The organism is Stenotrophomonas sp. (genome assembly GCF_032103445.1).
Classification (GTDB): domain Bacteria; phylum Pseudomonadota; class Gammaproteobacteria; order Xanthomonadales; family Xanthomonadaceae; genus Stenotrophomonas.
This window is the reverse complement of sequence record NZ_DAMDFR010000007.1, coordinates 1-21,180: the sequence shown is the minus strand read 5'-3', so window position 1 is coordinate 21,180 and position 21,180 is coordinate 1. Positions and strand designations below refer to the sequence as shown.

Here is a 21,180-nt window from a genome sequence, read left to right as displayed (position 1 = left end):
GCAAAAAACCTGTCCAGACCGCACACTTCGCCGTCGCATTGCGCTTTATGAAGACAGATGAACGCCCGTTATAACGCCGCCGATATTGAAGTCCTGTCCGGCCTGGACCCGGTCAAGCGCCGTCCCGGCATGTACACCGACACCGCGCGCCCGAACCATCTGGCGCAGGAAGTGATCGACAACGCCGTCGACGAAGCCCTGGCCGGGCACGCCCACACCATCGAGGTCACCCTGTACAAGGATGGCAGCTGCGAGGTCAGCGACGACGGCCGCGGCATGCCGGTGGACATCCACCCGGAAGAGAAGATTCCGGGCGTGGAACTGATCCTGACCCGCCTGCACGCGGGCGGCAAGTTCAGCAACAAGAACTACACCTTCTCCGGCGGTCTGCACGGCGTGGGCGTCAGCGTGGTGAACGCGCTGTCCACCCTGGTGGAAGTGCACATCAAGCGCGAAGGCAACGAACACCGCATCACCTTCCGCAATGGCGACCGCGCCACGCCGCTGGAAGTGGTGGGCAGCGTGGGCAAGAAAAACACCGGTACCCGGGTGCGCTTCTGGGCCGACCCGAAGTACTTCGACACCCCCAAGTACAACCTGCGGGCGCTGCGCCACCTGCTGCGTGCCAAGGCCGTGCTGTGCCCGGGCCTGACCGTCAAGCTGCTCGACGAAGCCACCGGCGAACAGGACAGCTGGTACTTCGAGGACGGCCTGAGCGACTACCTGAAGGCCGAGCTGGGCGAGCGCGAGATGCTGCCGGCGAACCTGTTCGTGGGCTCGCTGAAGAAGGACACCGAAGTGGTGGACTGGGCCGTGGCCTGGCTGCCGGACGGCGAGCTGGTGCAGGAAAGCTACGTCAACCTGATTCCGACCGCGCAGCACGGCACCCACGCCAACGGCCTGCGCACCGGCCTGACCGAGGCACTGCGCGAGTTCTGCGACTTCCGCAACCTGCTGCCGCGCGGCGTGAAGCTGGCCCCGGAAGACGTGTGGGACCGGGTCTCGTTCGTGCTGTCGCTGAAGATGACCGACCCGCAGTTCAGTGGCCAGACCAAGGAGCGACTGTCGTCGCGCCAGGCGGCGGGCTTCGTGGAAGGTGCCGCACATGACGCTTTCAGTCTGCTGCTGAATCAGAACGTGGCGCTGGGCGAGCAGATCGCGCAGCTGGCGATCGAGCGTGCGAGCGCGCGTCTGAAGACCGAAAAGCTGGTGGTGCGCAAGAAGATCACCCAGGGCCCTGCCCTGCCCGGCAAGCTGGCGGACTGCATCAGCCAGGATCTTTCGCGCACCGAGCTGTTCCTGGTGGAAGGTGACTCGGCCGGCGGCAGTGCCAAGCAGGCGCGCGACAAGGACTTCCAGGCGATCATGCCGCTGCGCGGCAAGATCCTGAACACCTGGGAAGTGGCCTCGGGCAGCGTGCTGGCTTCGGAAGAAGTGCACAACCTGGCGATTGCGATTGGCTGCGATCCGGGCAAGGACGACATCAGCGGGCTGCGTTACGGCAAGGTGGTGATCCTGGCCGACGCGGACTCGGACGGCCTGCACATTGCAACGCTGTTGACGGCGCTGTTCCTGAAGCACTTCCCGGCGCTGGTCGCGGCCGGCCACGTGTTCGTGGCAATGCCGCCGCTGTTCCGCGTGGACGTGGGCAAGCAGGTGTTCTACGCACTCGACGAAGAAGAGAAGCGTTCGCTGCTGGACAAGATCGAGCGCGAGAAGATCAAGGGCCAGGTCAGCGTGACCCGCTTCAAAGGCCTGGGCGAAATGAACCCGGAGCAGCTACGCGAGTCGACCATCCACCCGGACACGCGCCGCCTGGTGCAGCTGACCGTGGACGACGACGAGCAGACCAGCGCGCTGATGGACATGCTGCTGGCCAAGAAGCGCGCGGGCGACCGCAAGCAATGGCTGGAAAACAAGGGCGACCTGGCCTCGCTCGAGGTCTGAGTTCTCCGCGAAAAACCCCGCTTCGGCGGGGTTTTTTCTTGGCTGCGGGATTGCGTCGGTATTCGACGGTTTACGTCTCGCCGGGCGTTGCCCGGCTGCTGTTGGCTTTGGGCGAACAGCCGGTGGTCATCGGTTCTCTGGGTTGGCGGGTCGGGATGGGCGTTCCGGGGGACGCTGCAAATACGTCCCTGTAAGCTCGATCGCCGCATCCATGCGGCTCACGCCCCCTCCAGCCCACCCCGACCCGCCATCGACAGTGCGTCGGTGGCCAACGAAAATCAAAATCAACGGCCGCGCCGATCTATTGTCATGCGTTACCGGATGTTGTCTGTTTCACGGCGATCGTCTGTCGACCGATCCCACCGGGGCTGCGTGCTTTTGATTTTCCATGGTCACCGGCCACCTGTCTGGGGCGTGCCGGGGTGGGTTTGCGGGACCGTAGAAAACATGGATGTTTTCTACGAGCCCCCATGGATGGGTTTACGGCGTGTCCCGCAAACCCACCCCGGTACGCCCAAATACGGAACCCGATGACCGAGGGCTTTTCGCCCAGATCCGTCAGCAGCCGGGCATTGCCCGGCGAGACGTAAACCGTCGAATGCCGACGCAACCCCGCAGCCAACAAAAAACCCGGCCGAAGCCGGGTTTTTCGCATCAAGAATCAACAACCGATCACGCCCAGCCGACCAGCTCGAACAGCTTGAGGATGAGGTAGGCGCAGCCCGCCGCGGCCGGGATGGTCAGGATCCAGGCCCAGATGATGCGTTCGATCACACCGAAGCGCAGCGAACGCGGGTTCTTGGCGTAACCCACGCCCATGATCGCGGTCGAGATGCTGTGCGTGGTCGAGACCGGCATGCCGAAGTGGGCGGCCAGGGTCAGGATCGTCGCCGAGCTGGTTTCCGCTGCGAAGCCATGGATCGGGTGCAGCTTGACCATCTTGTGGCCCAGCGTCTTGATGATCTTCCAGCCGCCCGAGGCAGTACCGGCCGCCATCACCACCGCACAGGTCAGCACGATCCACATCGCGATGCCCTCGCCCGCACTTGCGTCCGGGTGCAGGAAGGCCAGCCACGTCGGCAGATCGTCCAGTGCGCCGGTCGCCTCAGCACCGATCAGGGTCATCGCGATGATGCCCATGGTCTTCTGCGCATCGTTGTGGCCGTGGGCGAAGCCCATGTAGGCCGCCGACACGATCTGCGCCTTGCCGAAGAATGCATTGACGATGCGCGGACGGGCCAGACGACCCAGCCAGCCGCCCACCTTGGCCATGCCGGCGATGATCGCCCACAGCAGCATCATCACCACGATGCCGAGCAGGAAGCCCGCGATCGGCGAGGTGATCATCGGCAGGAACACCTTCCACAGCAGGCCCTTGTTCTGGGCCCAGGTGCCGATGCGCTCGGACCAGATCAGCGCGTCCCAGTTGTTGTGGGCCGCGGCCAGACCGGCACCGCACAGACCGCCGATCAGCGCGTGCGAGGACGAGGACGGCAGGCCCTTCCACCAGGTGATCAGGTTCCAGATGATGCCACCCAGCAGCGCACACAGGATCACCTGTGGGGTCACGTCGACCACGCTGGTGTTGAGCAGGCCCGAGGCGATGGTCAACGCCACCGCCGTGCCGGTGAGCGCGCCGATGAGGTTCATGAAGGCGGCCAGCATCACCGCCCAGCCGGGCGACAGCACTTTGGTCGCCACCACCGTGGCAATGGAGTTGGCAGTGTCGTGGAAGCCGTTGATGAACTCGAAGACGAGTGCAGCCAGGATCACGACCAGAACGAGGGTCAGCATGCTGGAGGCCCGTCAGCTGTTCTTGAGCACGATCTGGTAGGCCACCACGCCCGCCTCGCGGCAGCGGTCGATGGCCTTTTCCAGGATCTCGAAGAATTCCTTGAGCAGGAACATCTGCAGGTTGTCCAGGCGACCGGAGTAGATGTCGCGGTAAAGCTCGAGCATCAGGCGGTCGGCTTCATTTTCCAGCGAGCGCAGCTTTTCATTCAGCGCGGTCATCCGGTCCAGGTTCATGTGGCGCAGGTCGGCCACCATCTCCACCACCACGCCGGCGGCCTGCTCCAGCATCGCCGCGCGCGGGGCGAAGTCGATGTGCTCCAGGTGGGTGGTCGCCAGCGAATAGCGGTCGGCGAACTTCTCGATCTGCTTGGGAATCTTGTACAGGGCCGAGCCCAGCGCTTCGATGTCCTCGCGCTCGATTGGGGTCATGAAGCTGTCCACCAGCGCCTGGCTGATCTTGTCCGAGGCCGCGCGTTCGCGCAGGCGGGCCAGTTTGAAGGCGTCCAGGGCCGGCTGCCGGTCAGCGGCGCGCAGCATGGCGTGAAGGGCTTTGGCAGCGTCGTGCGCGGCCTGTGCGGCCTCGTCCAGCAGGGTGTAGAACTGCTTGCCGGAGCCGAAAATGGTCTGCAGAGAGAACATGGGGAAACCTGATTCGCCGTCGAGGAAGGACGGCACCGGGCGGAATTATGACGGTTTGATGTCCATTCCGGGTACTCCCGTCATCTTCACGCCGGCTCCGGCCCGTCTGAACGACCCTGTTTGCACCCCTCCCCCGGCCTTTTGTTAAGATGCACCGGCACCCTCGGGTGCACTCTATGGACGACGACCCTTACCCCCCGCCGCACCGCCGCGCCCGCGCGCCCTCCGGTAGCCGCCCCAGCTTGAACACACCCTCCTCCCTGCCACCAACCGGGGATGACGCCCGTGTTTGAACTGATTCTTGTTGTATTCGCCCTGATCCTGCTCAACGGCTTCTTCGCCATGTCCGAGATGTCGGTCATGACCTCGCGCAAGAGCCGGCTCAAGCAGATGGCCACCTCGTCCAAGCGCGCAGCCAAGGCGCTGGAGCTGTCCGAGAAGCCCGAAAGCTTCCTGTCCACCGTGCAGATCGGCATCACCGTGATCGGCGTGCTGACCGGCCTGCTGGGTGGCGATGCCATCGGTGAGGCCATCGCCGTGTGGATCCGCGACCTGATGCCGGGCTTCGGCTATGCCGAGCTGGTCGGCAAGGGCCTGGCGGTCACCCTGATCACCTTTGTGACGCTGATCTTCGGCGAACTGGTGCCGAAACGACTGGCGCTGACCCGTTCCGAAGACATCGCCGGACTGGTCGCGCTGCCGATGAGCTGGCTGGCCAAGCTGGCCTTCCCGTTCGTCTGGCTGCTGTCCCACACCACCCAGCTGGTGCTGCGCGTGCTGGGCCTGGGCAAGGACGAAGCCGCCCAGGTCACCGAAGAAGAGATCCGCATGCTGGTGGCCGAAAGCCACGAAGCCGGCGTGATCGACGCGCACGAGCGCGACATGATGAATCGTGTCATGCGCCTGGGCGACCGTACCGCCGACAGCCTGATGACGCCGCGCAACCGCATCGCCTGGCTGGACACTGCGGCCAGCGCCGAAAAGAACCTGGCCGCCATGCGCGAACACGAGTTCTCGCGCTACCCGGTGTACCGCGACAACGACCAGGAAATCGTCGGCGTGCTCGAGGTGAAAAGCCTGGTCACCCGGCTGGCGCGCGACGACCAGTCGCTGTTCCAGCAGCTGCGCGAGCCCCTGTATGTGTCCGAATCCACCCACGCGATGAAGCTGCTGGAGATCTTCCGTGAAGAGCAGCAGTCGATGGCGCTGGTGGTGGACGAGTACGGCGAGATCCAGGGCCTGGTGACCATCAGCGACCTGATGGGCGCGGTGGTGGGGCGCCTGCAGTCGGTGGAGAACGTCGACGAGGATGCGCTGGTGGTGACCCGCGAGGACGGCTCGTTCCTGGTGGACGGTTCGCTGTCGATCGAGGACCTGCGCGAGCTGATGGGCAATGTGGAACTGCCCGATGCCGAGGACGGCGACTACTACACCCTGGCCGGCATGTGCATTCACTACTTCGGCCGCATTCCGCACGCCGGCGAGTACTTCGACTGGGCCGGCTGGCGCATCGAGATCGTCGACCTGGACGGCGCACGCGTGGACAAGCTGCTGCTGCGCACGCTGGCTGAAGAGGAAACCGATGAGCTCACCGGCTGACCCGACGCCGGACCAGAGCCGGCCCGAATATCAGAACGAGGGTATCCGTACCCTGCTGGCGATGTTCGACCACGGCGACCCGGACGAGCATCTCAAGCTCGGCCAGATCCTGCAGAACCTGCAGCAGAGCGCGTTTGGCGTGTTCCTGTTCGTGGCGATCCTGCCCGCGTTCATCCCGATTCCCGGGATCGGCGGCGCGGTCAGCGGCCCGCTGGTGATCCTGATAGGCGCGCAGATGCTGTGTGGGATGCGCCGTCCCTGGCTGCCCGGTTTCATTGCCAATCGTGGGCCGCGCCGCGGCACCATGCACCGCTTCCTGGCCCGGATCGACGGCGCGCTGCGCCGCCTGGACCGGCTGCTGAAGCCGCGCAACGCCACCCTGCTGGTGCCGTTGCCGGCACATGCGTTTACCGGACTGCTGCTGGTTCTGGTCGGCCTGCTGTTGTCGCTGCCGATTCCCTTCACCAACTACCTGTTCGGCTTCCAGCTGCTGCTGTTCTCGCTGGCGCTGCTGGAGCGCGATGGTGTGCTGATGGCGATCAACTGGGCCGGTGCCATTGCCGCCGTGCTGTTCTTTGGATTCAGTTCCGGGCAGCTGGTGCAGTACGTTGGGGACCTGCTGCAGAAGTGGTTCTAGGACGCGGATACCCGGTAGCGCCGGCCGTTGGCCGGCCCACGGACCGCCTGGACCGGCCAACGGCCGGCGCTACCGGCATACGTCTCGCGATCAACCGATAACACCCCGGCGTCATTACCGCAGATCGACCTTGCCGCTATCCGCCAACGCCGCCGGCTCATCACTGACCGCCGACAGCACGAAACTCAGCGCCTTGCCCAGCAGCGTCCCCGGGCCATCCCAATACTCGGCCGACTCGGCGCGCACGTGGATCAGGCGCAGATTGGGGTCATCCTTGCCGCCCGGGAAGAACAGCTTCATCGCCGGCGACCACAGCTCTTCGACCTTGGCGCGGTCATCGACGATGCGCGCGGTACCGGCCACCGAAACGTAGGTGTTCTTCGACGGCGAGGCGTAGGCCACGTTGACCTTTGGGTTGAGCGAGATTTCCGCCACTTTGGGGCTGTCGGCAGCGGTGGCGAACCACAGGTCGCCGTCGAACTCCACCTGCTGGGTGCCCAACGGACGGCTGTACAGACGCCCATCCACACCGGTGGTGGTGAACATCGCGATGTCGACGTCGCGGATCAGCTCGGCCAGCTGTTTGATCTGCTCGGTGTGGGTGTGGTGGCTCATGGTCGGGCTCCTGTTGCGGGAGCCCTGATCAGACCCGATTCCGGTCAACGACAGCGTGACCGGCCGGTCACGCGATCTTCGCGTCGCGCCAGGCCTGCATGGCCAGCCCGAACGAGCGCTTGCGCGCGGCGTGGTCGTAGATGTTGGCGGTGAGGATGAGCTCATCCGGCTTGTGCCGGGCCACGAACGCGGCCAGACCCTCGCTCACCTGACGCTGGTCACCCACCACCGCGCAGGCCAACGCGCTCTGCACGCCGATCTTTTCGTGCGGCTCCCAGAACGCCTCGATGTCGTCGATGGGCGGCGGGATCAGGCCCGGCTTGCCCCGGCGCAGATTGACGAAGCTCTGCTGCTGGGTGGTGAACAGGCGCTTGGCTTCGGCCTCGCTCTCGGCCGCGACCACGTTCAAGCCGAGTACTGCATAGGGTGCGGTCAGGTACTGCGACGGGCGGAACTCGGCGCGGTAGACCGCCAGCGCCTGGTCCATCGCGTCGGGCGCGAAGTGCGAGGCGAATGCATACGGCAGGCCCAGTGCGGCGGCCAGGCGCGCACCGAACAGGCTGGAGCCGAGCAGCCACACCGGTACCGGAATGCCGGCCCCGGGTACCGCGCGGACGGCTTGGCCGGCCTGCGCCGGTTCAAAGTAATGCAGCAGTTCGCGGACGTCCTGCGGGAACTGGTCGGCGCTGTCGAAGTAGCGGCGCAGCGCGCGGGCGGTGGGCTGGTCGGTGCCGGGCGCGCGGCCCAGGCCCAGGTCGATGCGGTCCGGGTACAGCGAGGCCAGGGTGCCGAACTGCTCGGCCACCTGCAGCGGGGAATGGTTCGGGAGCATGATGCCGCCGGAGCCCACGCGGATGCGCTTGGTGCCGCCGGCGACGTGGCCGATCAGCACGGCGGTGGCGGCACTGGCGATGCCGGGCATGTTGTGGTGCTCGGCCAGCCAGTAGCGGTGGTAGCCCCAGCCTTCGGCGAACTGGGCCAGGTCGAGCATGTTGGCGAACGCCTGCGTGGTGTCGCTGCCCTCGCAGACCGGGGCCAGATCAAGAATCGACAGTTGCATGAAACCGTTCCATCAGGGGTATCCCGTTGTGATGGGGGCGGTTTCGGGCGGGGACAGAGCCGTCTGCGGAATGCTGATTCCTGCGGGGACCGCCTGGGCGTGCGTACGGGCGCAGGATCATGGCTTTGACACGCATGGCGTGTCACTACGATCCATGGTCGCGCGGGTTTGGGGTCGCCCGGGTTTGGTGGGTCGGCGACCTGTAGGGACACGCCATGCGTGTCCGGCGGATCAATCGGCGGGCTGATCCACCAGCGGCTTCAGATCGGCATCCAGGGCCACGCGCTCGTCGAACACGAAACAACGCCCATCGTACCCTTCCCCGCCCACTTCCTCGAAATAGCCGAGGATGCCGCCATCCAGCTGAAGCACGTTGTCCATGCCGTCATTGCGCATCCACAACGCCGCCTTTTCACAGCGGATGCCACCGGTGCAGAAGCTGACCACGGTGCTGTCGCGCAGCGCGTCGCGGTGCGGAGCCAGCGCATCGGGCAGGTCGGTGAACTTGGTGATCGGCAGGACCAAGGCGTTCTGGAACGTGCCGTACTCGATCTCCTGCACATTGCGGGTGTCGAGCATCACCACCGGCTTGCCGGCATCGTCATGCCCCTGGCGCAGCCAACGCTGCACCGTGGCCGGGTCGACGGCGGGTGCACGCGGGAAATCCAGCGGCTGGCCGTCGTCGATGCGGAAGCTGATGATTTCCGGCTTGACCTTGGCCTTGAGCCGCGCGAACGGCTGCATCTGGCTGTAGCTGGTCTTCACCCGCATGCCGTCGAAGCGCGCATCTTCCGCCAGCGCGGCATAGAAGCCATCGATGCCCGCCTGGCTGCCGGCCAGGAACAGATTGATGCCCTCCCCCGCCACCAGGATGGTGCCGCGCAGCTCGGCCGCTTCGGCGCGCGCCAGCAGGGTGGCGCACAGCACCTGCGGATCGGTGATGTCGGTGAAATGGTAGGCGGCGGTGTTGGCGATCATCCGCCTATTTTAGCCGCGCAGCAGCATGAACGGCAGCAGCACCAGGGCTGCGGCGGCGGCCATGCCCAGCAGGACCAGCACCACGAACACCGGGCGGGCCCGCAGCAGACTGCCGAAGGTTTCGGCGGTGCCATCGCGCAGCGCGGCCTGGCGCTCGGCCCGGACCCGCTCACCCCGCGCCTGCTGGTACCCGGCCATCAATTCCTTGGCCCGGGGCTGGTCGGCGTCGTCGCGGATCCAGATGCCGCCCCAGGAGATGCCCCAGGGGCTGGGCTCGGTGCGGTAATGGGCAATGCCCGCCTGGTCCAGCAGCGCGGTCACGTCTTCGATTTCATCGTCTGCGACATTGCGCAGGTTGAGCAGCAGTTTCGACATGGGGCCATGATAGCGCCCGGCGATGCGCTACCCTTGCGTCCCCTGTAAACACCCGGTGCCGCCATGCGTCGTCTGCCGAAGTTCCTGATCGCTCCCCTGCTGTTGTCGCTGCTGGCCGGCTGTACCCCGCCGGGCCCGCCCCCGGGTGGCACCGTGGCTGCATTCGAGAAGATCGACACTCAGCCCGGCAGCGGCGCTGAAGCCACGCCGGGCAGCACCATTTCGGTGCACTACACCGGCTGGATCTACGACGAGCGCAAGGCCGACAAGCATGGCGACAAGTTCGACAGCTCGCTCGATCGCGGCGAGCCCTTCAGCTTCCAGCTGGGCCAGGGCCGCGTGATCAAGGGCTGGGACGAAGGCTTTGCCGGCATGAAGGTCGGCGGCAAGCGCACCCTGATGATTCCGGCCGAGTACGGCTATGGAGCCAGCGGTGCCGGCCCGATTCCGCCGAATGCCTCGCTGGTGTTCGACGTGGAACTGCTTGACGTCAAGCCGCGCTGAACATGACCGCACTGCAGCACCCTGCCCGCGTGGCGATCATCGGTGGCGGCCCGGCCGGCCTGATGGCCGCCGAAATCGTGCGCGCCGCTGGCCACACGGTCGACCTGTATGAAGCCAAGGGCTCGCCTGGGCGCAAGTTCCTGATCGCCGGCAAGGGCGGCCTGAACCTGACCCACTCCGACCCGCCGGCGCTGTTTGTCAGCCGCTATCGCGAACGCGCGGACGAGGTCGGGGCATGGCTGGCCGACTTCGACGCCGAGGCACTGCGGGCCTGGGCGTTGCAGTTTGGCGTGGAAACCTACGTGGGCACCTCGGGCCGGGTGTTCCCGGTGGACCGCAAGGCCGGGCCGCTGCTGCGCGGCTGGGTGCGCCGGCTGAAGGACCGGGGCGTGCGCTTCCACGTGCAGCATCGCTGGACCGGCTGGACCGCGGAAGGAGCCCTGCGCCTCGAGACCCCCGACGGCGAGGTCACCGTACAAGCCGACGCCGTGGTGCTGGCGCTGGGCGGCGGCAGCTGGCCGGAACTGGGCTCCGATGGGGCCTGGGTGACCCCGCTGCAGGCGCGCGGCGTGGATATCGCCCCGCTGAAGCCGGCCAACTGCGGCTTCGATACCGACTGGACCGCGTATTTTCGCGAGCGTCAGGCGGGGGCGCCGCTGAAGCCGGTGGTGGCGCATTGGATCGGGCTGGATGGCACGCCGCATGCCCTGCAGGGCGAGTGCGTGATCACTGCCAACGGCATTGAAGGCAGCCTGATCTATGCACTGGCGGCGGATCTGCGCGACACCCTCGAACGCGATGGGCAGGTGCAGCTGCAGCTGGACCTGCTGCCGGGGCAGACCGAAGCGCAGTTGTTGGACAAGCTGCGCCGGCCGCGCCAGGGCCGCAGCTTTGGCGAGCATCTGCGCCGTCATCTCGGCCTTGCCGGGGTGAAATCGGCGCTGCTGTTTGAGGTGATGGGCAAGGAAGCCGGACAACTACCGGCTGAGGCCGTCGCTTCGGCATTGAAGCGGCTGCCGCTATCGTTGTTGCGTCCGCGTCCGATTGACGAGGTGATCAGCACCGCAGGAGGCGTGCGGCTGGAGGCGCTGGATGAGGCGCTGATGCTTCGTGACCTGCCGGGCACGTTCTGTGCCGGGGAGATGCTGGATTGGGAAGCGCCGACCGGTGGGTATCTGTTGACTGCGTGTTACGCGAGCGGTGTTCGCGCAGGGCGTGGCGTGGTGGCGTTCCTGCAGCGATAAACCCGTCCGGCATTTGCCTGGTTGCCGGCCAGCGGCCGGCACTACCGGGTTGCGTCTGGGGGAGAGCCCCCTTCTTGTTGAAGGGGGCGCGCCAACGGCGCGGGGTTAAGGTGAAATGCGTGGGCAACCGGTACCGAAGGTGCCGGTTGCCGGCCAACGGCCGGCGCTACCGAATGCACTTTCACCTCAACGCGATTTGCTTGCGCGCAATGCCTGGATGCGTGCCGGCGGCTGGAACGAATCGCTTCGCGCATCGCCCCAGAAATCATGGAACACGGCATGGTCGGGCACCCGCCGCAGCAGTTCGCCGGGGCTGAGGTAGCGGTACAGCGAGGCCAGCGAGCGGATCTCCACCGGCGATACACGGCGCAGGATATGTTCCGGGCCCAGTTCTGCCGGGTGCTGCAGGCCGGCCGCACACAACAGGTCGCGCAGCGCGCGCAGGGTGTTCTCGTGATAGCTGTGCACGCGGGTGGCCTTGTCCGTAGCATCCAGGTGCCGCCAGCGGCTGGGGTCCTGGGTGGCGATGCCGGTCGGGCACTTGTCGCTGTGGCAGCTCAGCGACTGGATGCAGCCCAGCGCGAACATGAAACCCCGCCCGGCATTGCACCAGTCCGCGCCCAGCGCGATGGTGCGGGCGATCTCGAAGGCACTGGTGACCTTGCCGGCCGCGCCCACCTTGATGCGGTCGCGCAGGTCCAGCCCGACCAGGGTGTTGTGCACCAGCAGCAGTGCCTCATGCATCGGCACGCCCACGTGGTCGATGAACTCGGCCGGCGCGGCACCGGTGCCACCTTCGGCCCCGTCCACCACGATGAAGTCGGGCAGCAGCTGGGTTTCGTGCATGGCCTTGGCAATGCCGAACCATTCCCAGGGATGGCCGATGGCCAGCTTGAAGCCCACCGGCTTGCCGCCGGACAACTCCCGCAGCCGCTGCACGAACTGCAGCAGTTCCACCGGCGTATTGAAGGCCGAGTGCTTCGACGGTGACACGCAGTCGATGCCCATCGGCACGCCACGCGTCGCTGATATCTCCGCGCTCACCTTGGCGGCCGGCAGCACACCACCGTGACCAGGTTTCGCGCCCTGCGAGAGCTTGATCTCGATCATCTTGACCTGATCATGCGTAGCGTTGGCGACGAAGCGCTCTTCACTGAAGCCGCCATGATCGTCGCGGCAACCGAAGTAACCGGAGCCGATTTCCCACACCAGGTCGCCGCCGTTTTCGCGATGGTAAGGCGAGATCGAACCTTCGCCGGTATCGTGATAGAAGCCGCCGCGACGCGCGCCTTCGTTGAGAGCGCGGATCGCGTTGGCCGACAGCGAGCCGAAGCTCATCGCTGAAATGTTGAACACACTGGCCGAGTAAGGTTTCTCGCAGTTCGGCCCGATCAGCACGCGGAAGTCGTGGCCGGCCACCTCGGTCGGGGCCAGCGAATGGTTGATCCATTCGTAATCCACCGCATAGGTGCTGCGCAGGGTACCGAACGGCACCACATCCATCTGGTTCTTTGAACGCTGGTAGATCAGCGCGCGCTGCTGGCGCGAGAACGGTACGTCTTCCAGATCGCTCTGCACGAAGTACTGGCGGATTTCCGGACCAATCGACTCCAGCCCATAGCGGAAGTGCGCCATCACCGGGTAGTTGCGACGCAGCGTGCTGCGCTTCTGCAGCAGGTCCCAGGTACCCAGCACCACCATGGCCAGGGACAATCCCACACCCCAGTACCAGGCCGGCCACAAGGTGGCCAGCCACAGGCTGATCGGCAACAGAAGGATGGCGAGCAGGTAGACCAGATACCGGTGCATGGCGTTCCTCAATCAACACATGCGCGGCAGTCTACCGCCCTTGGGGTCTAGAGCCGGTCGTCAACGGCCTCGCGCGGCCAGACCGACTTCACGTCGTACACCACGCCGTCCGGGCGCAGCAGCGCACGGATCGCATCGGTGTCCATCTGACGGAAACGGTCATGGGCCACCGCCAGCACCACGGCATCGAACGCATGCGCTTCGGGGACGTCGACCAGTGTCACGCCGCTGCCGGCCAGCGCGGCCGGCCCGACCCACGGATCCTGCACCTGCACCTGGGTACCCGCCGCCTGCAGGGCTTGCGCCAGCTCCAGCGCGCGACTGTTGCGCAGGTCGGGGCAGTTCTCCTTGAAGGTCACGCCCAGCACCAGCACCCGCGCCTGTGCCCGCGCGGTACCGCGCGCGTCCAGCAGTGACAGCACGCGCTCGGCCACGTGTGCGCCGACCCGGTTGTTGACCTGGCGCGCGGTGTGGATCAGGTCCGGGTGATAGCCCACGCTCTCGGACTTGTGCAGCAGGTAGTACGGGTCCACGCCAATACAGTGTCCCCCGACCAGCCCGGGGCGGAACGGCAGGAAGTTCCACTTGCTGCCGGCGGCGTCCAGCACGTCCTGGGTATCGATGCCCAGCCGGTCGAAGATCAGCGCCAGCTCGTTGACCAGCGCGATGTTGACGTCGCGCTGGATGTTCTCGATCACCTTGGCGGCCTCTGCCACACGGATCGACGGGGCCGGCCAGGTGCCGGCGGTGATGATGCGTGCGTATAACGCATCGACTACCGCTGCCGCCTCCGGCGTGGAGCCGGAGGTAATCTTGCGGATGTCCGGCAGGCGGCGCTGACGGTCGCCCGGGTTGATCCGCTCGGGGCTGTAGCCGCAGTGGAAGTCCTGGTTGAAGCGCAGGCCGGACCCTGCTTCAAGCAGCGGCACGCACACTTCCTCGGTGGTGCCGGGGTACACAGTGGATTCGTAGATGACCAGGTCACCGGGCTTGAGCACGCCGGCGATCAACGTGCTCGCGCTGCGCAGCGGCCCCAAGTCCGGTTGTTCGTGGGCGTCGATGGGCGTGGGCACGGTCACGATGTAGACCGTGCAGTCCGCCAGCGCGGCAGGATCGGCGCTGTAGCGGGCGTGCACGGCGGCGGCCAGTTCGTGCGTCTCCACTTCCAGGGTGTGATCGCGGCCCTGCTGCAGTTCCTGCACCCGGGCAGCGTCGATGTCATATCCCAGCGTGGGCAGGTGCTGGCCGAAGGCGACCGTCAACGGCAGCCCCACGTAGCCCAGCCCGATCACCCCGATGCGCACCTGCGCGATGTGGTCGGCCATGGAAAGGTTCGGTAAACGGGTAGCCGGCATGTACATAGCCTATCGCGACATACCCATGACCACAAAGAACAAAGCCGCCGCCCGCGGAGAGTACGGACGACGGCCAAGGAAAGTGGTCCAGCTGCGGTTACTACCCTTTCAGACAACTCCGGGATTGGCCCCGGAACCGGTCACAGCTGGTAGGCATACAGTACGCCGCATGGCGTGAGCTTCCTGTTACGACCCCAGACTCAACGCCGCCGGCTCCAGCTCGCCGGAAACGCCGGTCCACAGCTCCAGCAGGCGCGCGAAACCCACGCGGCGTTCGCCGTTGACCGGGGCTGCCGCGGCAAAGCCGTCCCAGGGTGTCTCGACAATGTCGGACAGCACAGCGGGTTCGATGCGCGCCGAGGCCATGGTCCAGCGCGGGAACTGGCGGGTGGGTACCTCGCCTTGGGCAAGCTTGCGCAGATGCTGATGGCTGCGGGAATTGAGCACCCGGGGATACACCGAGCGCACACCGTCTTCGGGGCCTTCGAGGTACTGCAGGAAGCGCACGCCGTCGAACATCAGCACACTGGTCACGCCGGCCATACGGTTGTGCGCGGACGCATCTGCGAGGATGCGGTCCATGTCCGCACTGCCGAATCCTTCGACTGCTTCGCTGACATACGCGACCGCCTGCAGAGACATGCGCAACCCCCTCCGTGAACGAGGAATGACTATGCCATGAAGACGGGAAACGCGGAACGTACCGTTGTGCCGCGTTGCGGCAATCAGGGGGCCTGCACGCTGTAGCCGGCCTGCTTCAATCGTTCCAGATAGCCGTCGGGAGACACGAGCAGGTACACCGGCACTGTCGCAAACAGCACGTCATGTTCGGCCAGGCCCTTCTGTGCCGCGCGCATCCAGGCCTGCGCCGCGCGTGCGTCAAGATCAGCGAGTCCCCGCCGGCGACCAAACTCACTGCGGGTGATCGCGCCCACGCAGGCGTCGTACGGGCCGGTCGTCGAGAACCGCTGCAGGGCCTCCACATCCCCTACCGACCAGGCGTTGGCCCGCTCCACCAGCAGCGGCAGCTCGTGCTCCACCCGGTCCATGGTGCGTTCCAGGCACTGCACGTCGTCCAGCGCGTTGGCCTGCATCTCCTTCAGCGCCTTGCGCGGGTCCTCCACCTTGATCACCACCCGGGTTTCCACCGGCTTCAGCCCGCGCGCCTTGTAGGCCTTTTCCAGCACCTTGGTGACCGGCGAGCGCTGCTCCAGCCCGACCTCGTCCAGCGCCGCCGCATACAGCCGGGTAGCGGCGACCAGCGGGCGGTCCTTTTCGACCCCGCGGTCCCGGCCCAGGTACGGTTGCTTCAGGCGCAGCCAGCGCGCGTAGACGTCCGCCGGCAGGATCTGCTCCAGCCGACGGCCCTCGGGATCATGCGCGGCCTTCATCGCCGGACGGATCAGGGTCAGCCGGCCAAAGAAACCAACGTCGGCGTCCACGGTCCAGCCCGGACTGGACAGCACCGCGTCCGCGCTGGCGATCACCGCCTTGACCTCGTCCGCGCGCCAGTCGATCTTCTTCGGCAACGGCGTGACCGTACCGAGGATCCACAGCCTATGCCCGTTGGGTGCCGTCACCTGCCACAGGCCAGGGCCGGGTTGCACCCCGGACACCACCACCGGGGCCAGATCGACCACTTCGCCCACCGGCGGCGCTGCCGGCTCCTGCGCCACGAGCGGACCCGACACCGCCCATGCCAGCGCGGCGGCCATCCACCCTGCCCTCCTTCTGCCCATGCCCTGCCTCCAGTTGCGGGGACGCGTTGCGCTCAGGCCTGAGCGTGCGCGCTGCGATAAGGCTCCTCGAAGGGCCGGAAGTCATGTTCGGCCAGGGCGTCGGAGATCCATTGGCTGACGCCCGGCAGCGCGCGCACGGCGTCGATGTACTGCTGCACGCGGGGGGTCACCGGCAGCGCGTAGGTCACCAGGCGCATCACCACCGGCGCGTAGAAGGCGTCGGCGATGGTGAAGTGGTCGAACAGCAGCGGGCCCTGGTGCCGGGCCAGCAATCGTTCCCACAGCGAAAGCAGCCGCTCCAGGTCGGCGACCACGGCGGGCTGTTCGCGCAGCACGCGCGCGCCGACCTCCGGCAGGTGGGCCTCGATGTTCATCGGGAAGTGCTGGCGCAATGCACCGAACCCGGCATGCATCATGGCGGTGGCACTACGTGCAAGCGCTCGCTCAGTGGCATCGACAGGCCATAAACGACATTCCGGGAAGCGCTCGGCCAACGTTTCGGCAATGGCCAGGGTGTCCCACACCACCTGCTCCCCATCCACCAGCACCGGCACAGTGCCCGACGGCGACAGCGCCTCTGCCGCCCGTTTGAACTGCGAATCCGGGTCGAAGCTGTCGAAACGCAGCAGAACCTCCTCGAACGGGATGCCGGCCTGGGTCATCAGCACCCAGGGGCGCATCGACCACGAGGAGTAGTTTTTGTTGCCGATGTGCAGTTTCAGCATGGGCTGTGCGCTCTTTGTGGCAGTTGCGACATGCTAGCGGCAAAACGGATCGGGAACTTCTACCCGGCGCGGGGTCAGGATTCAGCTACAATTCCCGCCGTCGAACCGGCCCGGGTGGCGAAACTGGTAGACGCATCGGACTTAAAATCCGCCGGGGGAAACCCCATGCCGGTTCGATTCCGGCTCCGGGCACCACTTTTTGCATGTTGCAACCTTCTTCATTGCGTTCGAGCTACCGCCGCTAACCGTGCGATGAGCCGCAAAACCCGGTTGAACGCTGCGCTTAAACTGCGCCGATTCCACAACCGAGGTTCACATGGTCGACAGGCACGAAGCGGAAATGGACAAGCTGAGGGCGGAATACTTCAGGACAATGGAAGAGGCCCTGAAGACCCGCGAAGAGTTCTACAGGACCCAGGCGGAGACCGACAAAACCGCCGAACAGATACGCACCATCCAGGCAGAAGCGCAAAAGATCCACGTAGAAATGCTCAAGGCGCATGCCGAAGCCCAACGCGCGAACATTGAAGCGGCCAAGCTGCTCCGTGAGCACCGCTGGGCACCCATCATCCTCGGCACCGGCATCATCGTGTCGCTGTTGACCGTGGCCGTTGCCCTGCTCAAGGCCAGCAGCTGAGCCGGCAGCGCTTCATATCGCCCGCGAATAGCGCGCGGGTGACTCCACCTTGCCAAGGTAACGGTCGAAGCACATCGCCAACAGGCGCAGCAGGGGCCGGCCTTGTTCGGTCGCGCGCACCACACCGTCAACGTATTCGGCCAGACCATCATGCTGCAGCGCCTGCAGCGCGATCAGCGCATCGCTGAAGTAGCTCTCGAAGTCCACGCCATGGCGCGCGGCCAGCGCACGTCCGTCCACCTCTCCTTGGCACATCAGCTGACCGATCAGTTCCGCGCGCAGCGCATCGTCGGCATCCAGGGTCAGCCCGCGCCACACCGGCAACCGCCCCGCATCCACCGCCGCTTCCCAGCCCGGCAGGTCGCGCGGGTTCTGGCTGTAGCTGTCGCCAATGCGGCTGATCGCACTGGCCCCCAGCCCGACCAGATCGGTCTGCGCATGCGTGGTGTAGCCCATGAAGTTGCGATGCAGCTGACCGGCACGCTGCGCCCGCGACAGGTCCTCTTCGGGCAGCGCGAAATGATCCATGCCGATGTACTGGTAACCGGCCAGCGACAGCCGGCGCACCGCCAGCCCGAGCAGCGCCAGCTTCTGTTCCGGGCTGGGCAGCGCCTCGTCCGGAATCTGCCGCTGCGCCTTGAACAGGTTGGGCAGGTGCGCGTAGCCATAGATCGCCAGCCGGTCCGGGCGCTCGCGCAGCACCGTTTCCAGCGTCTGCGCGAAGCCCTCGAGGGTCTGGTGCGGCAGGCCATAGATCAGATCGACGTTGACCGAGCGCAGACCGAACTCACGGCAGGCGCGCAGCACTTCCAGCGTCGGCTCCACGCCCTGCTCGCGGTTGATCGCGCGCTGCACCGTGGGGTCGAAGTCCTGGATGCCCAGGCTGGCGCGGTTGAAGCCAAGCGCGGCCAGCCCGGCGATGTCGGCCCGGGTGACATGGCGCGGGTCGAGTTCGATCGAGAAATCGCGGCTGGCGGCTTCGCTGAAAGAAAAGCGCTGGCGCAGGCCGTCAATCAATTCGCGCATCTGCTCGGCGGCCAGGAAGTTCGGGGTGCCACCGCCCAGGTGCAGCTGGATCACCTCGCGGCTGGGGTCGAACAACGGCGCGATCTGGTCGGCCTCGCTCAGCACGCGCGCCACATAGGCCACACCCTTGCTGTGATCACGGGTGATCACCCGGTTGCAGCCACAGTAGAAGCACGGGCTGCTGCAGTAAGGCACATGCACGTACAGCGACAGCGCGCGGGCGCTGACATTGCTGCCGGCAATGGCGGCGCGCAGCTGGTGCTCGCCGAAGCCATCATGGAAATGCGGCGCGGTGGGATACGAGGTATAGCGGGGACCGGGACGGTCGTGACGACGCAGCAGTTCCGGGTCGAACTGCCAGGCAAGGCCGGCGGTGGCGGGCGAGAAGGTGTCCATGGGCACAGCCTGCGCGCACCCGCCGGTGCGCGCATTGAGCCAGATCAATCCGCGGCCCGGTCAGTCCTCGTTGGCCGCCCCTGCCCCGCCGCAGCCCTCGCCGGCCACGTGCCCGCAGCCATCGCGCAGTTGCGGACGACCGGCCACCGGGATCTGCGGCCAGCGCAGCATCTGGTAACGCCGCCAGAAGGTGTCGCCGATGCGCCGGGCCACGTCATCGGCCAGCTGCTGCATCGCCTCGTTGCCACTTTCGGCCGTGGTCAGGCGGAACTGCACCAGCCATCGGTCGAACAGGTCACGGTCCAGATGGTCCATCGCCATGTGCTTGGGCATGGGCGCGCCGCTGAAGCGGCGGGTGCCGCGCAGCATGGCCGACCAGAAGTCCACCAGCTGGGCAAGATGGGCGTCCCAGTCCTTCACATGCGCGTTGAAGATCGGCCCCAGCCTGGGTTCCTGGCGGACCCGCGCATAGAAGTCATGAACCAGCCGGGTCACCTCTTCCTCGCTGCACAGGGCCAGCGACGGGAAAGGCAGCGGGTGGGGAGATGGGTCCAGCATGGGGGCCTCGGCAGCAGATGCGGCACAACGTCGCGCGGATGATGCGCTCCGCCTTGATCAGGATCAATGTGGCGAGCTGTCGCAGGGCCTAGTCTGCGCCCATGAACGATACCCCCGACACTTCCGCGACGGATCGCCGCCGGCTGCTGATCCGCCAGTGGGGCGCGATCCTGTGGCCGAGCTTTGTCGCGGCGGGGTTGGCGACCATGGTGTTCTTCGCCTTTGTCGACCCGCTGCGCCTGCGCGACATCACCTTCCCGCAGCACGCGATCAGCCGCGAGATGGGCTACACCCTGGGCTTTTTCATGTTCTGGGGGGTAACCGCGGGTGCCAGCGCGGTCACCTGGTACCTGTTGCGGCCGCTGCGCCGTGACGACGACGACCTGCCGCTGGGCTGAGCATGCCGCGTCGCCTGCACCTTCACCTCATCGATTCCACCCCGCCGCCCTCGCCGCCGCCGGTATCGCCGCCGCGCCTGCGCTGGCGCGCCCTGCTGCCGGCGGCCCTGCTGGCCGGCTTCTACCTGCTGCCCTGGCTGCGCTGGAACGGCCGTCAGGCACTGTTGTTCGACCTGCCCGGCCGTCGTTTCGACCTGTTCGGGCTGACCCTGTGGCCGCAGGACCTGGGCGTGCTGCTCGGCCTGATCGCGGTGCTGGCCACCTCGCTGGTGCTGCTGACCAACCTGGTCGGACGCGTCTGGTGCGGCTATGCCTGCCCGCAGACCTTGTGGAGCGGCCTGTTCCGCCGGATCGAGCGGGGCTGCCAGCGGCATCTACGCTCGCCGCGCCTCGCCGCCACGATCAAGCAGGTGGCCTGGGCCGGCGTCGCGCTGTGGACCGGCATCACCTATGTCGGCTTCTTCAGCCCGATTGACCAGCTGGTGACCAGCCTGTGGCCGCTGGCCTGGAGTGGCTGGGAAATCTTCTGGGTGCTGTTCTATGCGCTGGCCACCTGGGGCAATGCCGGTTTCCTGCGCGAGCAGGTGTGCATTGACCTGTGTCCGTATGCCCGTGTCGCGCCCCTGCTCAGCGACGCCGACACCCCGCAGATCTGCTATGACGCTCGTCGCGCCGAACCACGCGGCGCGCGCGCACCCGGCCAGGGCGGCGTAGAGGAACGCGGCCGCGGCCTGCTGGATCCGGTCAGTGCCAGCGACTACGCGTTCCGCGCCGCGCACCCCGCCTTGGCCGGGCCGATGCCGCGCTTCGCCGATGACCGGCTGGGTGACTGTGTGGATTGCGGCGCGTGTGTGGACGTGTGCCCGATGCAGCTGGACGTGCGCAACGCCCCATTGCCGGACTGCATTGCCTGCGGGGCCTGCGTGGATGCCTGCGATGCGCAGATGCGGGCCCAGGGTTTCCCTGAAGGCCTGGTCAAAGTGGCCAGTGAAAACGCCATGCGCCAGCAGCCCCAGCGCTGGCTGCGCCCGCGCACGCTGGCGGCGCTGGCAACCCTGATGGTCCTGTTAGCGGTCGGCCTACATCACCTGTAGAGCCACGCCCTTGAGGTGACCCCCAGAACTTGGACACCTGTCCAATTTTGG

The 21,180-nt window shown here is 66.4% G+C and carries 21 protein-coding genes and 1 tRNA gene; 9 read left to right on the top strand and 13 right to left on the bottom strand.

Annotated elements, in window-relative coordinates:
• The first annotated feature begins 57 nt into the window (after nt 1–57).
• Complete coding sequence (parE, locus tag RT551_RS04340; RefSeq protein ID WP_313455947.1) at nt 58–1,947, top strand: DNA topoisomerase IV subunit B; 1,890 nt, start codon at nt 58–60, stop codon at nt 1,945–1,947.
• 672 nt (nt 1,948–2,619) lie between these two features.
• On the opposite strand, the gene RT551_RS04335 is transcribed toward parE, so the two are convergent.
• Both RT551_RS04335 and RT551_RS04330 read right to left on the bottom strand, forming a co-directional pair.
• Nucleotides 2,620–3,741, bottom strand: a complete 1,122-nt coding sequence (locus RT551_RS04335; protein WP_313455945.1) for an inorganic phosphate transporter — start codon at nt 3,739–3,741, stop codon at nt 2,620–2,622.
• Nucleotides 3,742–3,753: 12 nt separating this feature from the next.
• Nucleotides 3,754–4,380: a DUF47 family protein gene (locus RT551_RS04330; protein ID WP_313455943.1), complete on the bottom strand. Its 627-nt coding sequence runs from the start codon at nt 4,378–4,380 to the stop codon at nt 3,754–3,756.
• Between the two features lie 276 nt (nt 4,381–4,656).
• Between RT551_RS04330 and RT551_RS04325 the strand changes: the two genes are divergently transcribed.
• Together RT551_RS04325 and RT551_RS04320 are read left to right on the top strand one after the other, a co-directional pair.
• Nucleotides 4,657–5,979, top strand: coding sequence for a hemolysin family protein (locus RT551_RS04325; protein WP_313455942.1), 1,323 nt, complete (start codon nt 4,657–4,659; stop codon nt 5,977–5,979).
• Nucleotides 5,963–6,616, top strand: coding sequence for an exopolysaccharide biosynthesis protein (locus RT551_RS04320; RefSeq protein ID WP_313455940.1), 654 nt, complete (start codon nt 5,963–5,965; stop codon nt 6,614–6,616). The genes RT551_RS04325 and RT551_RS04320 overlap by 17 nt, the downstream gene beginning before the upstream one ends.
• Nucleotides 6,617–6,730: 114 nt before the next feature.
• On the opposite strand, the gene RT551_RS04315 is transcribed toward RT551_RS04320, so the two are convergent.
• From RT551_RS04315 to RT551_RS04300, 4 genes are all read right to left on the bottom strand, one after another.
• Nucleotides 6,731–7,231 carry a pyridoxamine 5'-phosphate oxidase family protein gene (locus RT551_RS04315; protein WP_313455938.1) on the bottom strand — a complete coding sequence of 167 codons (501 nt, stop codon included), beginning with the start codon at nt 7,229–7,231 and terminating at the stop codon, nt 6,731–6,733.
• 67 nt (nt 7,232–7,298) lie between these two features.
• Nucleotides 7,299–8,291, bottom strand: coding sequence for an LLM class flavin-dependent oxidoreductase (locus tag RT551_RS04310; RefSeq protein WP_313455936.1), 993 nt, complete (start codon nt 8,289–8,291; stop codon nt 7,299–7,301).
• 231 nt (nt 8,292–8,522) lie between these two features.
• Complete coding sequence (locus RT551_RS04305) at nt 8,523–9,269, bottom strand: sulfurtransferase (protein ID WP_313455935.1); 747 nt, start codon at nt 9,267–9,269, stop codon at nt 8,523–8,525.
• Nucleotides 9,270–9,278: 9 nt separating this feature from the next.
• Nucleotides 9,279–9,644: a DUF6164 family protein gene (locus RT551_RS04300; RefSeq protein ID WP_313455934.1), complete on the bottom strand. Its 366-nt coding sequence runs from the start codon at nt 9,642–9,644 to the stop codon at nt 9,279–9,281.
• Nucleotides 9,645–9,707: 63 nt separating this feature from the next.
• On the opposite strand from RT551_RS04300, the gene RT551_RS04295 reads away from it, so the two are divergent.
• Entirely contained in the window at nt 9,708–10,148 is a 441-nt protein-coding gene (locus tag RT551_RS04295) for an FKBP-type peptidyl-prolyl cis-trans isomerase (RefSeq protein WP_313455932.1), read from the top strand.
• Between the two features lie 2 nt (nt 10,149–10,150).
• Complete coding sequence (locus RT551_RS04290) at nt 10,151–11,392, top strand: TIGR03862 family flavoprotein (protein WP_313455931.1); 1,242 nt, start codon at nt 10,151–10,153, stop codon at nt 11,390–11,392.
• A 186-nt stretch (nt 11,393–11,578) separates the two neighbouring features.
• Here the strand turns inward: RT551_RS04290 and RT551_RS04285 are convergent, their stop codons facing one another.
• The 5 genes from RT551_RS04285 to RT551_RS04265 all read right to left on the bottom strand — a co-directional run bounded on the left by RT551_RS04285 (nt 11,579) and on the right by RT551_RS04265 (nt 17,020).
• Nucleotides 11,579–13,201 (bottom strand): FMN-binding glutamate synthase family protein, encoded by a 1,623-nt coding sequence (locus RT551_RS04285; protein ID WP_313455930.1) that lies wholly within the window; start codon nt 13,199–13,201, stop codon nt 11,579–11,581.
• 47 nt (nt 13,202–13,248) lie between these two features.
• The gene (locus RT551_RS04280) at nt 13,249–14,526 is read right to left on the bottom strand and encodes a nucleotide sugar dehydrogenase (protein WP_313455929.1); all 1,278 of its coding nucleotides are present in this window, start codon (nt 14,524–14,526) and stop codon (nt 13,249–13,251) included.
• A 216-nt stretch (nt 14,527–14,742) separates the two neighbouring features.
• Nucleotides 14,743–15,198, bottom strand: coding sequence for a BLUF domain-containing protein (locus RT551_RS04275; RefSeq protein WP_313455928.1), 456 nt, complete (start codon nt 15,196–15,198; stop codon nt 14,743–14,745).
• 83 nt (nt 15,199–15,281) lie between these two features.
• Nucleotides 15,282–16,271, bottom strand: coding sequence for a TraB/GumN family protein (locus RT551_RS04270; protein WP_313455926.1), 990 nt, complete (start codon nt 16,269–16,271; stop codon nt 15,282–15,284).
• Between the two features lie 56 nt (nt 16,272–16,327).
• A complete protein-coding gene (locus RT551_RS04265; RefSeq protein WP_313455925.1) occupies nt 16,328–17,020 on the bottom strand; it encodes a glutathione S-transferase family protein in 693 nt (230 codons plus the stop codon).
• A 108-nt stretch (nt 17,021–17,128) separates the two neighbouring features.
• Here RT551_RS04265 and RT551_RS04260 point away from each other — a divergent pair.
• Nucleotides 17,129–17,215: transfer RNA gene (locus RT551_RS04260), tRNA-Leu, on the top strand.
• A 121-nt stretch (nt 17,216–17,336) separates the two neighbouring features.
• The gene (locus RT551_RS04255; RefSeq protein ID WP_313455923.1) at nt 17,337–17,657 is read left to right on the top strand and encodes a hypothetical protein; all 321 of its coding nucleotides are present in this window, start codon (nt 17,337–17,339) and stop codon (nt 17,655–17,657) included.
• 12 nt (nt 17,658–17,669) lie between these two features.
• On the opposite strand, the gene hemN is transcribed toward RT551_RS04255, so the two are convergent.
• Together hemN and RT551_RS04245 are read right to left on the bottom strand one after the other, a co-directional pair.
• Nucleotides 17,670–19,079 carry an oxygen-independent coproporphyrinogen III oxidase gene (gene hemN / locus RT551_RS04250; RefSeq protein WP_313455922.1) on the bottom strand — a complete coding sequence of 470 codons (1,410 nt, stop codon included), beginning with the start codon at nt 19,077–19,079 and terminating at the stop codon, nt 17,670–17,672.
• 60 nt (nt 19,080–19,139) lie between these two features.
• On the bottom strand, nt 19,140–19,637 hold the full coding sequence (locus RT551_RS04245; protein ID WP_313455921.1) for a group III truncated hemoglobin: 498 nt from the start codon (nt 19,635–19,637) through the stop codon (nt 19,140–19,142).
• A gap of 101 nt (nt 19,638–19,738) precedes the next feature.
• On the opposite strand from RT551_RS04245, the gene RT551_RS04240 reads away from it, so the two are divergent.
• Complete coding sequence (locus RT551_RS04240) at nt 19,739–20,035, top strand: hypothetical protein (protein ID WP_313455919.1); 297 nt, start codon at nt 19,739–19,741, stop codon at nt 20,033–20,035.
• A 2-nt stretch (nt 20,036–20,037) separates the two neighbouring features.
• Nucleotides 20,038–21,129 (top strand): 4Fe-4S dicluster domain-containing protein, encoded by a 1,092-nt coding sequence (locus RT551_RS04235; protein ID WP_313455918.1) that lies wholly within the window; start codon nt 20,038–20,040, stop codon nt 21,127–21,129.
• Nucleotides 21,130–21,180 lie beyond the last annotated feature (51 nt).

Excerpts from the sequence above, each read along its gene's own strand:
- RT551_RS04245 (WP_313455921.1), bottom strand. The coding sequence starts at position 19,637 with ATGCTGGACCCATCTCCCCACCCGCTGCCTTTCCCGTCGCTGGCCCTG.
- RT551_RS04310 (WP_313455936.1), bottom strand. The coding sequence starts at position 8,291 with ATGCAACTGTCGATTCTTGATCTGGCCCCGGTCTGCGAGGGCAGCGAC.
- RT551_RS04300 (WP_313455934.1), bottom strand. The coding sequence starts at position 9,644 with ATGTCGAAACTGCTGCTCAACCTGCGCAATGTCGCAGACGATGAAATC.
- RT551_RS04305 (WP_313455935.1), bottom strand. The coding sequence starts at position 9,269 with ATGATCGCCAACACCGCCGCCTACCATTTCACCGACATCACCGATCCG.
- RT551_RS04290 (WP_313455931.1), top strand. The coding sequence starts at position 10,151 with ATGACCGCACTGCAGCACCCTGCCCGCGTGGCGATCATCGGTGGCGGC.
- RT551_RS04330 (WP_313455943.1), bottom strand. The coding sequence starts at position 4,380 with ATGTTCTCTCTGCAGACCATTTTCGGCTCCGGCAAGCAGTTCTACACC.
- RT551_RS04235 (WP_313455918.1), top strand. The coding sequence starts at position 20,038 with ATGCCGCGTCGCCTGCACCTTCACCTCATCGATTCCACCCCGCCGCCC.
- RT551_RS04325 (WP_313455942.1), top strand. The coding sequence starts at position 4,657 with ATGACGCCCGTGTTTGAACTGATTCTTGTTGTATTCGCCCTGATCCTG.
- RT551_RS04280 (WP_313455929.1), bottom strand. The coding sequence starts at position 14,526 with ATGGCCGACCACATCGCGCAGGTGCGCATCGGGGTGATCGGGCTGGGC.
- RT551_RS04315 (WP_313455938.1), bottom strand. The coding sequence starts at position 7,231 with ATGAGCCACCACACCCACACCGAGCAGATCAAACAGCTGGCCGAGCTG.
- RT551_RS04295 (WP_313455932.1), top strand. The coding sequence starts at position 9,708 with ATGCGTCGTCTGCCGAAGTTCCTGATCGCTCCCCTGCTGTTGTCGCTG.
- hemN (WP_313455922.1), bottom strand. The coding sequence starts at position 19,079 with ATGGACACCTTCTCGCCCGCCACCGCCGGCCTTGCCTGGCAGTTCGAC.
- RT551_RS04320 (WP_313455940.1), top strand. The coding sequence starts at position 5,963 with ATGAGCTCACCGGCTGACCCGACGCCGGACCAGAGCCGGCCCGAATAT.
- RT551_RS04285 (WP_313455930.1), bottom strand. The coding sequence starts at position 13,201 with ATGCACCGGTATCTGGTCTACCTGCTCGCCATCCTTCTGTTGCCGATC.
- RT551_RS04265 (WP_313455925.1), bottom strand. The coding sequence starts at position 17,020 with ATGCTGAAACTGCACATCGGCAACAAAAACTACTCCTCGTGGTCGATG.
- parE (WP_313455947.1), top strand. The coding sequence starts at position 58 with ATGAACGCCCGTTATAACGCCGCCGATATTGAAGTCCTGTCCGGCCTG.
- RT551_RS04240 (WP_313455919.1), top strand. The coding sequence starts at position 19,739 with ATGAACGATACCCCCGACACTTCCGCGACGGATCGCCGCCGGCTGCTG.
- RT551_RS04255 (WP_313455923.1), top strand. The coding sequence starts at position 17,337 with ATGGTCGACAGGCACGAAGCGGAAATGGACAAGCTGAGGGCGGAATAC.
- RT551_RS04270 (WP_313455926.1), bottom strand. The coding sequence starts at position 16,271 with ATGGCCGCCGCGCTGGCATGGGCGGTGTCGGGTCCGCTCGTGGCGCAG.
- RT551_RS04275 (WP_313455928.1), bottom strand. The coding sequence starts at position 15,198 with ATGTCTCTGCAGGCGGTCGCGTATGTCAGCGAAGCAGTCGAAGGATTC.
- RT551_RS04335 (WP_313455945.1), bottom strand. The coding sequence starts at position 3,741 with ATGCTGACCCTCGTTCTGGTCGTGATCCTGGCTGCACTCGTCTTCGAG.